Genomic DNA, 14,835 nt, shown 5'->3' on the forward strand with positions numbered 1-14,835 from the left:
CGCTCAACCCAGCCGGAACGTGGCCCGCGGGATGTCGTCGACGAGCCTGCGGGCCACGCCCAGCGCGTCGTCCTCCGAGACCTGGTGGGTCGCGACGAGCGAGGCCAGGTAGGCGGCGTCCAGCCGGCGCGACATGTCGTGCCGGGCCGGGATCGAGCAGTAGGCCCGGGTGTCGTCGATGAAGCCGGAGGTCTTGGTGAACCCGGCGCTGTCCGTGACGGCCTGGCGGTAGCGCCAGATGGCGGCGGGGGTGTCGAGGAACCACCACGGCGCGCCCGCGTAGACGCTCGGGTAGAACCCCGCGAGCGGCGCGATCTCTCTGCTGAACGTGGTCTCGTCGACGGTGAACAGGACGAGGCGGAACGTCGGGTTCGTGCCGAACGCGTCGAGGATCGGCGTCAGCGGGCGCGTGAACGCGCCCGCGTCCGGCAGGTCGTGGCCGGTGTCCGGTCCGAATGCCGCGAGCGTCGGGGCGTGGTGGCTGCGGATCACGCCCGGGTGCAGCTGCATCACGAGCCCGTCCTGAGCCGACATCTCGGCCAGCCGGAAGAGCATGTTCCGGCGGTACGCGACGGCGTCGGCGGCGCCGAGGGTGCCGCGCAGCGCCTGGGCGTGGATCCGCTCGGCGTCCGCTGGGTCCAGCGGTGTGCTGCCGGCGTCGGGCACACCCGTGTCCGTCGCGGTCCCGCCGGCCGCGACGAACGCCGCGCGTCGGGCCTGCAGGGCGGCGAGGAGCCCGGCGTAGGTGGTCGTGTCGACGTCCGCGGCGCCGGCGAGCCGCTGCAGCGCGTCCGCCCAGGTCGCCTCGGACGGGTCCATGTAGCGATCTGCGCGGAACGTCGGCAGCACCCGGCCGGTGAACGCTGGGTCCGCGCGCAGCGCGTGGTGGGCCGAGAGGTCGTCGGCCGGGTCGTCGGTGGTGGCCAGGACCTCGATGCCGAACCGGTCGAACAGGGCCCGCGGCCGGAACGCGTCCTGGGCGAGCGCGTCGACCAGCTGGTCGTACAGCACGTCGGCGTTCGCGGCCGACGGGTGCTCGGTCAGGCCGAACACGTCGTGCAGCTCGGACTCGAACCAGAACCGCACGGGTGTGCCCAGGAACAGGTCCCAGTGCTCGGCCAGCCTCCGCCAGACCTCTCGGCCGCCGGTGGTCGGCGCGGCGCCGTCCCTGCCCAGGCCCAGGTCGTCGAGGGGGACGCCCGCGGCGTGCAGCAGGCGCAGCACGTAGTGGTCGGGCGTGATGAGCAGGGTCGCCGGGTCGCCGAAGGGCTGGTCGTCGAGGAGCAGGCGTGCGTCCACGTGCCCGTGCGGAGAGTAGATCGGGGCGTCCGCGACCTCCGCGTACAGGCGGCGGGCGATGTCGCGCCGGCCCGGGTCCGACGGGAGCAGGCGGTCAGGGTGCGGCTGGAGGAGTGTCACGGGTGCCTGCCGTTCGCGGCCTTCGGGCCGGTCGAGGAGCGGATGGTGAGGTGTGTGGGCAGCGTCGCGCCGCGGCGGGGGACCGGTGCCGTGGGGTCCCCGAGCCGGGCCAGCAGGATCGAGACGGCCGTGCGACCGGCCTGCTCGATGGGCGCCGTCAGCGTCGTCAGGGGAGGGTTGCAGAAGTCGGCCCCGAAGATGTCGTCGCACCCCACGATCGAGATGTCGTCGGGCACGCGGACCCCGCGCTGGCGCAGCCGCTGGAGCATCCCGATGGCGAGCAGGTCGTTGAACGCGATGCAGGCGGTGATCCCGGCGTTGACCGCGGCGTCCGCGGCGGCAGCGCCTGCCGAGCGGCGCGGGGCGAACGGGCCGATCCGCCCGGGGACGATGCCGTGCCGTTTGGCCGCGCGCTGCAACGCGCGCCAGCGACCCTCGTTCGGCCACGAGGTCTCGGGTCCGGCCGCGTAGGCGATGCGCGTGTGGCCGAGCGAGACCAGGTGCTCGACGGCCTGGTCGATGCCGTTCGGGGTGTCGATGAAGACCGTCGGGACGCCCGGCGTCTGGCGGTTGATGGCCACGAGCGGGATCTCGGCGGACAGCGCCGTCAGCCGCCGTTCCGAGAGGCGGGACGCGGCGAGGATGGCGCCGTCGTAAGACCGCCGGAGCCGGTGCAGCATGCCGTCCTCGAGCTCGTCGCTCTCCTCGGTGTCGACCAGCAGCTGCGTGTACCCGGCCGCCCTCAGCTGCTGCTGCGTGCCGCGGATGATGTCGAAGTAGAACGGGTTGGTGACGTCGGAGACAAGCACGGCGACCGTCTTGGTCTTCCCGGAGGTCAGGGCGCGTGCCGAGTCGCTCGGCACGTAGTGCATCTCGGCAGCGACCTTCTGGATCCGTTCGCGGGTGGCCGCGTTGACGCGCGCGGGGTTGCTCAACGCGCGCGAGACCGTCGAGATGGCCACCCCCGCCGCCGCTGCGACATCGGACAGGGTGGCCGGCCGGGGTGCGCCGTCGTCGACGCGAGGTCTCATGGTGCTCAGCGAAGCACAACATGGCAAAGAATGGCAAAGGGTTGCAGGGCGATTTGCCGTCTCCCTAGAGTTCCTGAAACCGGCGCGGCCGGTCGTCGGGAGCCGACGATCGCCGCACCGCCATCGCACTCAAAGGAGAGTCAGATGAAGGCACGCACAGCCACCCTCGGCGCGCTCGCCGGCATCGCGGTCAGCCTCGCCCTCGCCGGTTGTTCGGGGTCGGACTCGCCCGCGTCGACGCCGGGCGGCGTCGCGTCGACCGCCGCCACGATCGACGGCACGGGCAAGACGCTGCACGTGATGATCGCCGCGAACGGCCTGTACCCCGACCAGCAGAAGGCCTGGTTCGGCCAGGTGTCGGACCAGTTCAAGGCCGAGACGGGCGCCACGGTCGAGTTCGAGACCTTCGCCACCGCGAACGACGAGCTGACCAAGATCCAGACGTCCGTGCTCTCGGGTCAGGGGCCGGACATCTACAGCCTCGGCACGACGTTCACGCCGACGGCGTACTCCACCGGTGCCTTCGTGAAGCTGACCGACAAGGAGTGGGGCGAGGTCGGCGGCCGCGACAAGTTCGTCAAGGGCACGCTCGGCATCTCCGGCCCGGACGCCGACAACGAGATCGCGGTCCCGTTCACCAGCCGGCCGTTCGTGATGGCCTACAACAAGGACCTGCTGAGCGCCGCGGGCATCACGGAGCCGCCGACCACGTGGGACGACCTCGCGGCCGACGCCAAGAAGGTCACGGCGGGCGACGTGCACGGCCTCGCCATCGCGTACGCCGACAACTTCGACCCGTGGAAGTTCATCTGGGGCATGTCGATCCAGGCGGGCAACCCGATCCTCGACCTGAGCACGACGAAGGCCAAGCTGGACGACCCCACGGCCAAGAAGGCCTACGAGACGTACTTCAGCTGGTACACGGACGGGCTCGTCGACCCGGCCTCGATCGGCTGGAAGAACGCCCAGGCCATCGCTGCGTTCGCGGACGGCAAGGCCGCCTTCGTGCCGATGGTCTCCGCCACGTCGCACGTGACGCTCGACCAGTCGGCCGTCGCAGGCACGTACGCGTACGCGCTGATGCCGACGATCCCGCCGGGTCAGACGAAGACGCCCTCGGGTGGCAAGCCCGCGTCCAGCATCATCTCGGGCGACAACATCGTCGTGGCCAACTACTCGAAGAACCAGGACCTCGCGTTCGCGTTCGTCAACATGATCACGAGCAAGGACAACCAGGTCTCGTACAACAAGACCTTCGGTGACCTGCCGACGAACAAGGACGCGGCCTCGGTCGTGCAGGACGGCAACGCCCTGCTGGCGCCGATCCTCGACTCCTCGGCCAAGGCGGTCGGCACCCCCTTCACGGGCGCCTGGGGCGACACCCACTCGCTCTCACGAACGTGGTCGTCCAGGCACTCCCGGCCCTGCAGGGCGGCGGCGTCTCCGACGGTGACCTGACGGCGGCGCTCGGCACCGCGCAGAGCACCGCCCAAGCGGCGCTCGACAAGGCCGGCGCGTCGAAGTAGTGGTGGTCATGTCAACCCCGACGAAGTCGTCGGTCCCGGACGCGCCGCCCGCGGGGGAGATCCCCGCGGGCGGGCGCCCGGCCCGGCGCCGGCAGCCCAGCGAGCGTGACCGTCCTCTGTGGATGATGACGCCCGGCGGTCTGCTGATGGTGCTCGTGATCGTCGTGCCGCTGCTGCTGGCGGTGTGGATCTCCCTGACCGACCTGGACCAGTACACGATCCGGCACTGGGCCCAGGCGCCGTTCATCGGCGTTGCGAACTACGTCGAGGCGGTGACCGCGACGGCCCTGCCGCACGCCGTGCTCCTGAGCGTCGGGCAGGCCGTGATCGTCTCGCTGGTCACCCTGCCCATCGGCGTCGTCGCCGCCCTCGCCACGCAGAACTGGTTCCGCGGGCGTGGCCTGGTCCGCTCGCTGTTCCTGGTGCCCTACGTGCTGCCGGCGTTCGTCGTCGCGACGGTCTGGCGCACGATGATGCAGCCGGGTGGCGTGATGGACCACGCCGCGGGGCTGGTCGGCTGGGACCCGGGACTATGGCTCAACGGACCGACGAGCTTCTGGTCGCTGGTGCTCGTGCAGTCGTGGAGCTCGTGGCCGTTCGCGTACCTGCTGGTCCTGGCCGGGCTGCAGTCGGTCGACTACGAGGTGCACGAGGCGGCCGCCCTCGACGGCGCGCTGTGGTGGACCAAGCTGCGCTACGTCGTCTTTCCCTACCTGCGTGGCTCGGTCACCCTGGCGCTGGTCATCTCGTTCCTACACAACCTCAACGCGTTCACGCTCCCGTTCGTGATGTTCGGCGTGCCCGCACCGCACGACGTGGAGGTGCTTCCCGTGCTGACGTACGTGACCAGCTTCCAGAAGCTTCCGGTTCGGGCTCTCGGCCGCGATGGCGGTGGTGGCGCTGGCGCTCGTCGCCATCCCGTTGTTCGTCTACCTCAAGGCCGTCCGGCTCGACACCGGCGCCGACGCGCGCCGTCGCCCCACCCCGGACGGAGGCGCACGATGAGCGCGGTCGTCGGGACGCAGGCACGTCGCGGCCGGGCGGAGGAGGTGCGGCGGCTGCTCCCGCAGCCGCTGCTGGTGGCCGTGATCGTCGTGCTCCTGGTCGTCGTGCTCGCCCCGGTCGTGTACATGGTGCTGGCGTCGGTGAACTCCGACCTCGGCGTCGCCTCCGGGGAGATCTGGCCGCGCGAGCTGAACCTCGACAACTACCTCAAGGTGTGGTCGACGGTCGAAGCTCGGGCGGGGGCTGGCGAACAGCGTCATCATCTGCGGCGCCGTCGCCGTGGTCTGCTCGTTCGTCTCCGTCTCGATGGCCTACGTGCTGGTCAGGTTCGCGTTCCGCGGGCGGGTGACCATCCTGCGCGGCCTGCTGGGGCTGCAGTCGATCCCCGGCACGCTCATGCTGCTCCCGGTGTTCGTCCTGTTCGCGAGCGCCTCGACCCTGCTGGGCATCCCCACCATCGGGACGCGCTGGGCCGTGTTCGTGACCTACCTGACGTTCGCGCTCCCGTTCTCGACCTGGGTCATGGTGACCTACGTGCGCGGGCTGCCGCGTGAGCTCGAGGAGGCCGCACGGATCGACGGTGCGTCGTCGTGGCGGGTGCTGACCCGGATCATCGTGCCGCTGTCCTGGCCCGGCATCGTCGTCTCGGCCATCTTCGCGTTCCTGCTCGGGTGGAACGACGTGCTGTTCGCGTCCGTCATGACCAACCAGGACACCAGGACGGCGGCGGTCGCCCTGCAGGTCTTCGGGGCCACGCAGGAGACCGGAGCGCTGCCGCTCTACGGTCAGATGATGGCTGCGTCTCTGATCTGCGCGGTCCCGGTCGTCGTCCTGTACCTCGTGTTCCAGCGCTACCTCGTGGGTGGCCTGACCGCCGGAGGAGTGAAGTAGATGGTCGAGTGGAAGCTGTCGGGGTTCGGGGACGAGATCGACGCGGACCCCGTGGTGCAGCTCAGCGTCCTGCAGGCGCTCGGTGCCGCGCACATCGAGGTGCGCAGCGCCTGGGGGACCAATGTGGTGGACCTGTCGGCGCAGGAGCTCGCGCGGCTCGCGCGCCACGTGCGCGAGCGGGGGATGGCGGTGTCCGCGATCGCTTCGCCGATCGGCAAGGTGGACGTCACGCTGCCGGTCGAGCACGAGGTGGAGCGGCTCGGTCGCGCACTTCACGCGGCGCACGTGCTCGAGGCGCCGTACGTGCGCATCTTCTCGTTCTACCGGTCGGCGGACCGGACACAGGACGACATCCGCGACGAGGTGCTCGTGCGGATGGCCGCGCTCGCGGCGCTCGCCGAGGACCAGGACGTCACCCTGGTGCACGAGAACGAGAAGGACATCTACGGCGACGTCCCCGACCGCGTCCTCGACATCGTCGAGTCGGTCGGGTCGGACCGGTTGCGGGTGGCCTGGGACAACGCGAACTACGTCCAGGTCGGCGTGCGGCCCTACACCGACGGCTACGCCCTGCTGCGCCCCTACCTCGACTACCTGCAGGTCAAGGACGCGCGGGCCGCGGACGGCACCGTCGTACCCGCGGGCGAAGGGGACGGCGAGCTGCTCGAGACCCTCACCGCCCTGCGCGACGACGGGTACACCGGCTTCGCCTCGCTCGAACCGCACCTCACGGACGTGCACGCCCTCGGCGGCTTCTCCGGCCCCCGGGAGTTCGGCCGCGCCGCCCGCGCCTTCTCGGCGCTCACCGCACAGATCGGAGCAGGACTCGTATGACCAACTCTGGCAACACAAGCCGCCTGAACGTCGCGCTCGTCGGCTGCGGGGTGATCGCACGCAACCACGCGCGCGCCATCGACCGCACCGAGGGGCTGCTCCTGACCGCCCTCGTCGACCCCGTCCCGTCGAAGGCCGCCGCGCTGGCGGACCTGGTGGTCGACGACTGGGCGGACCGCGGCCGGCGCAGTTCGGCTCGCTCGCCGACGCGCTCGCGGCCGGGTCGGTCGGCCTGGTGGTCATCTGCACCCCGAGCGGGACGCACGTCGAGCTGGCCCTCGAGGCCGTCGCGGCGGGCGTGCACGTGGTCGTCGAGAAGCCGGTCGACGTCACGATGGCCCGCGGCCGGGCGCTCGCTGCCGCGGTCCGCCCCGGCCAGGTGGTGTCGGTGATCTGCCAGCACCGGTTCGACCCCGCCTCGGTGGCGGTGGCACGCGCGGCGCACGGCGGGGGCCTCGGGCGGGTGACCAGCGCGGTCGCGTCCGTGGCCTGGTGGCGCAGCCAGGAGTACTACGACTCCGGGGAGTGGCGCGGCACGTGGGCGCTCGACGGCGGCGGCGCGCTGATGAACCAGGGCGTGCACACCGTCGACCTGCTCGTCTGGTTCCTCGGCGAGCCGGTCGAGGTGTTCGCCCACACGGGCGGGCTGGCTCACGAGCGCGTCGAGGTGGAGGACGTGGCCGTCGCGACCATCCGGTTCGCCTCCGGTGCGCTCGCGGTCCTGCACGCCACGACGGCGGCCTACCCGGGGCTGAGCGTGCGGATCCAGGTGATGGGCTCCGCCGGCTCGGCCACCATCGACGACGACCAGCTCGAGCTCCTGTCGTCGGACGGCAGGCCGGAGAACCGCGCCGCCGACCTGGTCCCGCCTGACGAGCTGCGCGGAGCGCCGAAGGCCGACGACTCCTGGGTGGTCGGTCACGCCCGCCAGTTCGAGGACGTCGTCGACGCCATCCGCACGGGCCGGGATCCGGGCGTGCGCGTCGTCGACGCCCTGCTCGACCTCGCCGTGGTCCGCGCCGTGTACCTCTCGTCCAGCCTGGGCCGGCCGGTCCTGGTCGCGGACGTGCTCGCCGGTCTTTTCGACGACGAGCCCGTGGCGACCGGGGGAGTGCTGGCATGAGGTACTCGGTGTTCACGGCCTCCACGCCGCAGTGGGAGCCGGCCGAGGCCGCGCGCGTGCTCGCGGCCCAGGGATGGGACGGCGTCGAGTGGCGGATCACGGACCAGGAGCCCGCCGACCCGCCCGGGTTCTGGGCCGGCAACCGCGCCACCTGGCCGCTCACCGGTCTGGAGGACCTCCTGCCGGAGATCGCGCGGGTCACGCGGGAGGCCGGGCTCGAGCTCTCGGGCCTCGGTGGCTATGCACGGTGCGACGACCATGCGAATGTCGAGCGCATGCTCTCGGCCGCGGCGGTGCTGGGCGCCGGGCAGGTGCGGGTCACCATGCCGGCGCTCGGCACCGGTGACTATCGCGCCGTGTTCGCGGGCGCCCGCCGTGACCTCGAGTGGGTCGCGGAGCGCGCCGCCGCGCACGGCGTGAAGGCCCTCGTCGAGCTGCACCACCGCACGATCACGGCGTCGGCTTCGGCCGCGATCCGGCTGGTCGACGGGCTCGACCCGGACCACGTCGGCGTCATCCACGACCTGGGCAACCTGGTGATCGAGGGCCAGGAGGACGCGCTCGCCGCCTTCCAGATGCTCGGTCCCTACCTGGCGCACGTGCACGTCAAGAACGTCGCGTGGGGGGCCACCGGGACCGACGGTTTCGACGGCGCGACCACGTGGGCCGAGCGCTGGGCACCGCTGCGCAGCGGGCAGGCCGACGTCGAGGCGTACCTGGAGGCGCTCGCGGAGCACGGCTACGACGGGTGGGTCACGCTCGAGGACTTCTCGACGGAGCTGCCCCTCGAGGAGCGCACCCGGGACAACCTGGCGTACCTGCGCGCGGTCCACGCGCGTGTCGCGGAGCGTCGTGCCTGACCGCACCCGACGACCGCCGGTCCGCGTGGTGCACCTCGGGCTCGGCGCGTTCCACCGTGCGCACCAGGCCTGGTACACCGACCGCGCCGACGACGGCTGGGGGATCGCCGCGTTCACCGGTCGCTCGCCGGCCGCGGCGACCGCGCTCGCCGCGCAGGACTGCGTGTACGTCCTGGTCGAGCGCTCGGCGCAGGGCGACACCGCCTCCGTGGTGCAGAGCATCGTGTCGGCGCACGACGGCGCCGACGCGCCGGCGTGGCGGGCCGCGGTGGCCGACCCGGCGGTCGCCGTGCTGACGCTCACGGTCACCGAGGCGGGGTACCACGCGACGGCCTCCGGCGAGCTCGACGCCGCCCTGCTCGACGACGTCGCGGCGCTGCGTTCGGACGGGAGCGCGCGGACCGCGCCCGGGCGTGTGGTCGACGGGCTGCGTGCACGCCGCGCGGCCGGCGTCGGCCCCGTCGCCGTGGTGAGCTGCGACAACCTGCCCGCCAACGGTTCCCTGACGGAACGGGTCGTGCGGGGCGTGGCCGGGGCGGTCGATCCGGACCTCGACGCCTGGATCGCGCGCAACGTCTCGTTCGTCTCGACGATGGTGGACCGGATCACCCCGGCCACCACGGACGACGACCGCGCGGTCGCCCGAGAAGCTCACCGGGTTCGCCGACGCCGTGCCGGTGGTCACCGAACCGTTCAGCGAGTGGGTGCTCAGCGGCGAGTTCCCGGCGGGACGACCGCCGTGGGAGCGGGTGGGCGCGCGGTTCGTCGACGACATCGAGCCGTACGAGCGCCGCAAGCTCTGGCTCCTCAACGCCGGGCACTCCCTGCTGGCCTATCGCGGTCGGCTGCTGGGCCACGAGACCGTGGCGCAGGCGGCCGGGCCGCTCGCCGACGAGGCCGCTGCTCTGGCTGGAGGCCCGTCCGCTCCTGACCTTGGCGTCCGAAGAGATCGACGAGGCCCTGGCAGCCCTGCGGGAGCGGTTCGCCAACCCGCGGATCCGCCACTCGCTGGCGCAGATCGCGACCGACGGGTCGTTCAAGCTGCCCGTGCGCATCGTCGACCCCCTGCGCCGCCGCGTGGCGGCGGGCCTTCCGGCGGGGCAGGCGCAGCTCGGGGTGCTGGCCGACTGGGCCGAGTACCTCGTCCGCTTCGGCCCCACGGACGACGCCTCCGGCGGGCTCGCCGACGCGATACGGGGGATGCTCGACCCGAGGGCGAGGGCCGGGGCCGTCCTGGCAGCGATCGACGGCCCCGACATCCTGATCGACCCGCTCGCGACCCGACTCGAAAGGCTCTGACCGTGCTCATCACGTCCGCCGAGGTGCTCGTCTCGAGCCCCGGCCGCAACTTCGTCACCCTGCGCCTGACCACCGACGACGGCGTCGTCGGGCTCGGCGACGCCACGCTCAACGGTCGCGAGCTCGCCGTCGTCGCGTACCTGGCCGAGCACGTGGTGCCGCTGCTCATCGGCAAGGACGCGCACCGCATCGAGGACATGTGGCAGTTCCTGTACCGGGGTGCGTACTGGCGGCGGGGACCGGTGACCATGGCGTCGATCGCGGCCGTCGACACGGCGCTGTGGGACATCAAGGCACGCGCCGCCGGCATGCCGCTGTACCAGCTGCTCGGCGGCCGCAGCCGGACCGGGGCGCTCGCCTACGGGCACGCGAGCGGCGCCGACCTGCCGGAGCTGTTCGACTCGGTGCGCGACCACCTGGAGCAGGGATTCCGCGCCATCCGGATCCAGTCGGGCATCCCGGGGCTCGGCACGGTCTACGGGGTGGCGTCCAGCGCCGCGGACGGTGCCGGCCGCTACGACCACGAGCCCGCCCGCCGGTCCGCGGCGCCCGTCGAGGAGGTCTGGGACACCCGCGCGTACCTGCGCCACGTCCCCGGCGTGTTCGAGGCCGTCCGGGGTGAGTTCGGTGCCGAGCTGCCCCTCCTGCACGACGCGCACCACCGGCTCACGCCCATCCAGGCCGCCAAGCTGGGCAAGTCGCTCGAACCCTTCGACCTGTTCTGGCTGGAGGACGTGACCCCGGCGGAGAACACGGCCGCGCTGCGCCGGGTCCGCGAGCACACGACGACCCCGCTGGCCATCGGCGAGGTGTTCAACACCATCTGGGACTACCGCGAGCTGTTCGAGGAGCAGCTGATCGACTACGTCCGCTCGCCCGTCACGCACGCCGGCGGCATCACGGCCCTGCGGCGGATCCTGGACTACGCCGGCGTCTACCAGATCAAGTCCGGCGTGCACGGCCCCACGGACATCTCCCCGGTCGGCCTGGCCGCCTCCCTGCACCTGGGCGTCGCCATCCCGAACTTCGGCATCCAGGAGTACATGACCCACAGCGCCGCGACGGACGAGGTCTTCCGCTCGCAGGTGCGGTTCGAGGGCGGGCTGCTCGTCCCGGGCGAGGGTCCGGGGCTGGGCGTGGTGTACGACGACGACGTGGCGGCCGGGCACCCGTACACGGCGGCCTACCTGCCCATCAACCGGCTGTCCGACGGGTCGATGCACGACTGGTGATCACGCCCGGCTCCGGCCCCCGGAGCGAGCCCGCTGGGGCGATGATGGAGCATGCCCATCGCCCAGGCGCGCTACCAGCGGTTCGAGACGCACTCCGCCCGTGACCTCGTGGAGCACGCGTGGGTGGTGCGCGACGAGATCGCGGGCCGAGAGGTGCTGCTCCCGGACGGTCGAGGGCTGCTGCAGATCGTGCTGGGCGGACCGTGCGTGCGCGCCGATCCGCTGGGCGGCACGCGTGAGCCCGACGTCTCCGGGGTCCGCGGCCTGACCACCCGTGCGGTCGTCCGGCAGAGCGCGGCCGGCGCCGTCCGGCTCGGCCTCCAGCTGCATCCGCTGGCGGGCGCCCGGCTCGGCACGCTTCTCACAGACGACTGGCTCGGGGTCGACGCGATCCTCGGCTCGGGCATGCAGGCCGCCACCGAGAGGCTGCTGGCCGACGGGTCGGACGCGGCCGCCGTCGGACTCGTCACGGAGACGGTCGGCGCCCTCGCGCGGCAGGGGTCCGACGAGCTCGACCGGTTCGCCGGCGTGGTGCAGGCGATCGACGACGCCGGCGGGCTGGTCCGGTCCTCGGACCTGGCCCGCGGTGCCGGCTGCACGGTCACGGAGCTGTACCGGTGGTCGATCGCGCACCTGGGCGTCCCGCCGATGGAGTACCTCGCCGCCGTGCGGTTCTCGTCGTTCGTGCGCGAGGCCGTCGGACCCGGCGTCGTGGGACCCGACGCGGTCGTCGCGGCGCTGCAGTGGTACGTGCGCGCCGGGTACCCACCCCGCGAGGTCGAACGGTTCACCGGGTTCGAGCCCGAGGAGCTGCGGCGGCTCGCGGAGGGCGTCGAGGCGCTCCTCGCCGGATAGGGTTCCACCCCGTGAGCGAACGCATCAAGGTCGCCGTGCTGGGTGCGGCGGGCCGCATGGGACAGACGGTCGTCCGGGCCGTCGAGGGAGCCGCCGACCTCGACGTCGTCGCCGCGCTCGACGCCGGAGACGACCTGGCGGGCGCCGCCGACGCCGATGTGGCGGTCGACTTCACCGTCCCCGCCGTGACCGAGGGCAACGTGCACGCGCTCGTCGACGCGGGCGTGCACGTCGTCGTCGGCACCACGGGCTGGACCGACGCGTCGCTGGCCCGCGTGCGCGACCACCTGGCCGACCGGCCCGGCGTCGGCGTCCTGGTCGCACCGAACTTCGCGCTGGGTGCGGTCCTGGCCATGGCGTTCGCGGCCAAGGCCGCCCCGTGGTTCGAGTCCGTCGAGATCATCGAGCTGCACCACCCGGACAAGATCGACGCCCCGTCGGGCACCGCCCGGCACACGGCAGCCGCGGTCGCCGCGGCTCGCGCCGCGGCCGGTCTGGGCCCGGTCCCCGACGCGACGAGCGAGGCCCTCGACGGTGCCCGTGGGGCCTCCGTCGACGGCATCCCGGTGCACTCCGTGCGGCTGCGTGGGCTGGTGGCGCACGAGGAGATCCTGCTGGGCAACGCGGGTGAACAGCTGACGATCCGTACGGACTCGTTCGACCGGGTGAGCTTCATGCCTGGTGTGCTGCTGGGCGTTCGGCAGGTGGGTGGCCGCCCCGGGCTGACCGTCGGCCTCGAGCACCTGCTCGACCTGGCCTGAGCCGTGCAGCTCGCGAGCCCGCGCGGTCGCCGGCGCCGTCCTCCTGACCGCCCTGCTCGGCCTGTACGTGTGGCTCGTCGCCGCCCGCGCCACGGCCCTGATCCGGACCGGCGAGCCAGTCGGGATCGTGCTCGGCATCGCGTTCTGGGTGCTGCCCGTCGTCGTCGTCTGGCTGGTGTTCCGCGAGTGGTCGCTCGCCGTCGACGTGCAGCGGATGGCCGACGAGCTCGCCGCCGCCGACGAGCTGCCGGTCGACGACCTGCCGCGCTCGCCGGGGGGCCGGATCGACCGAGCGGCCGCGCGGGAGGCGTTCGGTCCGGCGCGCGAGCTGGCGGAGGCCGAGCCCGACGACTGGCGCTCCTGGTACCACCTGGCGTTCGCCTACGACGCGGCGGGGGACCGGCGCCGTGCGCGGGAGTCTCTGCGCACGGCCAGCCGGCTCCACAAGGGTCCAGCACAACCGACCTGAGTCCCGCTCGGAGACGGTCGGAAAAGGCATCGGCCGTTCCGCGACGTGCCTGATAGCTTCGCGTTGCCCGTGACGTCGCAGCAGGAGGTGGGACCCATGACCGCCGTACCCCCGTGGGTGCTCCCCCTGCCCGCCATGACGGGACGATCGACATAGAGGTCGCCGGGAGCGCCGAGACGCCAGGCCCTCTCGAAAGGCATGACCCATGTGCTCCATGCTCCATCTCACGGCCGCGTCGACGACGAACGGCGTGGTGCAGCGCTCGTTCACGGTGAACGACGTTCCCGGCGTGCTCTGGTCGCCGGAGGCCGACGTCCGCGCCCCGCTGGTCCTCATGGGACACGGCGGCGGCAACCACAAGCTGCACCCGGCGATGGTCGGCCGTGCCCGCCTCCTGGTGACCGGCTGCGGCTTTCACGTCGCCGTCCTCGACGCCCCCGGTCACGGCGAGAGGCCACCCTCGGCGCACGACGAGGCGGAGATCGCCGATCTGTTCCGGGCGCGGGCGGCCGGCGAGCCGGAAGGCCCGATCGTCGTCCGGTACAACACCTACCTGGCGGAGCTCGCCGTGCCCGAGTATCGCGCGGCCCTGGGCGAAGCTCCAGCAGCTGGCGGAGATCGGGACCGGCGGTCCGGTCGGCTACTGGGGCATCAACATGGGAACGGCGATCGGCGTCCCCCTGGTGGCCGCCGAACCTCGGATCACTGCCGCCGTCTTCGGCCAGCACTGGCCCGACGAGCTCGCCGAGCACGCGAAGAAGATCACCATCCCGATCGAGTTCGACCTGCAGTGGGACGACGAGCACATCTCGCGCCAGGACGGTCTTGCGCTGTTCGATGCCTTCGCCTCGAGCGAGAAGTCGTTGCACGTGAACTCGGGACGGCACAAGGATCTGCCGCGGTTCGAGGCCGAAAGCGCGGTCCGGTTCTTCGCCCGGCACCTCTGACCGCTCAGATCGAGGCCGACCACCGGTGCTCGGCGACCACGCGCGGCGTGCCGTCGGGCAGCGCGCCCGAGGCCAGCTCGCGGGCGACGTCGTCGGGACCCAGGCCCGAGGACGCGAGGAACTGGGCACGGGCGCTGTCGCCGTCCAGGACCCAGGTGTGCACCTGGTCCGCGCCGTCCTGCCGCAGCGTGTCGACGGCGGCCGCCAGCAGCCGGGACCCGTGGCCGCTGCGCTGCTGCGAGGGCTCGACCTCGAGCGTGAGGATCACGCCGCCCGGCGCGTCGAAGGGCCTGCCCTCCGGGGCGGGGACGGGGGCCAACGACACCACGCCGACCACCGTCGGACCGTCGCACGCGACCAGCACCCGGAAGCCGGCGCCCGGGGGAGTCGCCACGGCAGAGGCCCACTGCGCCTCGATCGCGGCCTCGTCGAGCAGGTCGAGCGCACCTCCCAGGACGTCCGCGTGCGACACCCGCCAGGCGTCCAGCTGGATGCGGGCGATCGCGTGCTCGTCGCCGCGGACCGCCGGCCGGACCGACACGTCGGCGTTCTCGGTGAACAGCGGCATCGCGCTTGCCTTCTC

Annotated in this window: 13 protein-coding genes and 4 pseudogenes; 14 read left to right on the forward strand and 3 right to left on the reverse strand. The window is 72.6% G+C overall.

Translation table 11 applies throughout. From position 1 onward, the window contains the following. Positions 1–3 precede the first annotated feature (3 nt). Entirely contained in the window at positions 4–1,419 is a 1,416-nt protein-coding gene (gene uxaC, locus AC38ZX_RS07935; RefSeq protein WP_491296909.1) for a glucuronate isomerase, read from the reverse strand. Next, positions 1,416–2,450 (reverse strand): LacI family DNA-binding transcriptional regulator, encoded by a 1,035-nt coding sequence (locus AC38ZX_RS07940; protein ID WP_426595275.1) that lies wholly within the window; start codon positions 2,448–2,450, stop codon positions 1,416–1,418. The genes uxaC and AC38ZX_RS07940 overlap by 4 nt, the downstream gene beginning before the upstream one ends. Positions 2,451–2,594: 144 nt before the next feature. Between AC38ZX_RS07940 and AC38ZX_RS07945 the strand changes: the two genes are divergently transcribed. From AC38ZX_RS07945 to AC38ZX_RS08010, 14 genes and pseudogenes are all read left to right on the forward strand, one after another. Continuing rightward, the gene (locus AC38ZX_RS07945) at positions 2,595–3,908 is read left to right on the forward strand and encodes an ABC transporter substrate-binding protein (RefSeq protein WP_491296912.1); all 1,314 of its coding nucleotides are present in this window, start codon (positions 2,595–2,597) and stop codon (positions 3,906–3,908) included. A gap of 76 nt (positions 3,909–3,984) precedes the next feature. Then, positions 3,985–4,981, forward strand: a pseudogene (locus AC38ZX_RS07950) (carbohydrate ABC transporter permease). Then, positions 4,978–5,872, forward strand: a pseudogene (locus AC38ZX_RS07955) (carbohydrate ABC transporter permease). Before AC38ZX_RS07950 ends, AC38ZX_RS07955 begins: the two co-directional pseudogenes overlap by 4 nt. Next, positions 5,873–6,706: a sugar phosphate isomerase/epimerase family protein gene (locus tag AC38ZX_RS07960; protein ID WP_426595279.1), complete on the forward strand. Its 834-nt coding sequence runs from the start codon at positions 5,873–5,875 to the stop codon at positions 6,704–6,706. 235 nt (positions 6,707–6,941) lie between these two features. Then, positions 6,942–7,829 carry a Gfo/Idh/MocA family protein gene (locus AC38ZX_RS07965; RefSeq protein ID WP_491296913.1) on the forward strand — a complete coding sequence of 296 codons (888 nt, stop codon included), beginning with the start codon at positions 6,942–6,944 and terminating at the stop codon, positions 7,827–7,829. Further along, positions 7,826–8,689, forward strand: coding sequence for a sugar phosphate isomerase/epimerase family protein (locus tag AC38ZX_RS07970; RefSeq protein ID WP_491296914.1), 864 nt, complete (start codon positions 7,826–7,828; stop codon positions 8,687–8,689). Before AC38ZX_RS07965 ends, AC38ZX_RS07970 begins: the two co-directional genes overlap by 4 nt. A 28-nt stretch (positions 8,690–8,717) precedes the next feature. After that, a pseudogene (locus AC38ZX_RS07975) lies at positions 8,718–9,266 on the forward strand (mannitol dehydrogenase family protein); the annotation flags it as partial. Between the two features lie 172 nt (positions 9,267–9,438). After that, positions 9,439–9,516: pseudogene (locus AC38ZX_RS07980) on the forward strand (hypothetical protein); the annotation flags it as partial. A gap of 106 nt (positions 9,517–9,622) precedes the next feature. Then, positions 9,623–9,988, forward strand: a complete 366-nt coding sequence (locus tag AC38ZX_RS07985) for a mannitol dehydrogenase family protein (RefSeq protein WP_491297334.1) — start codon at positions 9,623–9,625, stop codon at positions 9,986–9,988. Positions 9,989–9,990: 2 nt separating this feature from the next. Continuing rightward, the gene (manD, locus tag AC38ZX_RS07990; protein ID WP_426595283.1) at positions 9,991–11,220 is read left to right on the forward strand and encodes a D-mannonate dehydratase ManD; all 1,230 of its coding nucleotides are present in this window, start codon (positions 9,991–9,993) and stop codon (positions 11,218–11,220) included. A gap of 51 nt (positions 11,221–11,271) precedes the next feature. Then, a complete protein-coding gene (locus AC38ZX_RS07995; RefSeq protein ID WP_426595284.1) occupies positions 11,272–12,075 on the forward strand; it encodes a hypothetical protein in 804 nt (267 codons plus the stop codon). A gap of 11 nt (positions 12,076–12,086) precedes the next feature. After that, positions 12,087–12,836 carry a 4-hydroxy-tetrahydrodipicolinate reductase gene (gene dapB, locus AC38ZX_RS08000; protein ID WP_491296915.1) on the forward strand — a complete coding sequence of 250 codons (750 nt, stop codon included), beginning with the start codon at positions 12,087–12,089 and terminating at the stop codon, positions 12,834–12,836. 61 nt (positions 12,837–12,897) lie between these two features. Then, complete coding sequence (locus AC38ZX_RS08005; RefSeq protein WP_491297335.1) at positions 12,898–13,305, forward strand: hypothetical protein; 408 nt, start codon at positions 12,898–12,900, stop codon at positions 13,303–13,305. Between the two features lie 656 nt (positions 13,306–13,961). After that, positions 13,962–14,252 carry a hypothetical protein gene (locus AC38ZX_RS08010; protein ID WP_491296916.1) on the forward strand — a complete coding sequence of 97 codons (291 nt, stop codon included), beginning with the start codon at positions 13,962–13,964 and terminating at the stop codon, positions 14,250–14,252. Positions 14,253–14,256: 4 nt separating this feature from the next. Here AC38ZX_RS08010 and AC38ZX_RS08015 read toward each other — a convergent pair whose 3' ends face one another. Further along, complete coding sequence (locus AC38ZX_RS08015) at positions 14,257–14,820, reverse strand: GNAT family N-acetyltransferase (RefSeq protein ID WP_491296917.1); 564 nt, start codon at positions 14,818–14,820, stop codon at positions 14,257–14,259. Positions 14,821–14,835 lie beyond the last annotated feature (15 nt).

It is taken from the genome of Cellulomonas sp. McL0606, assembly GCF_058248365.1.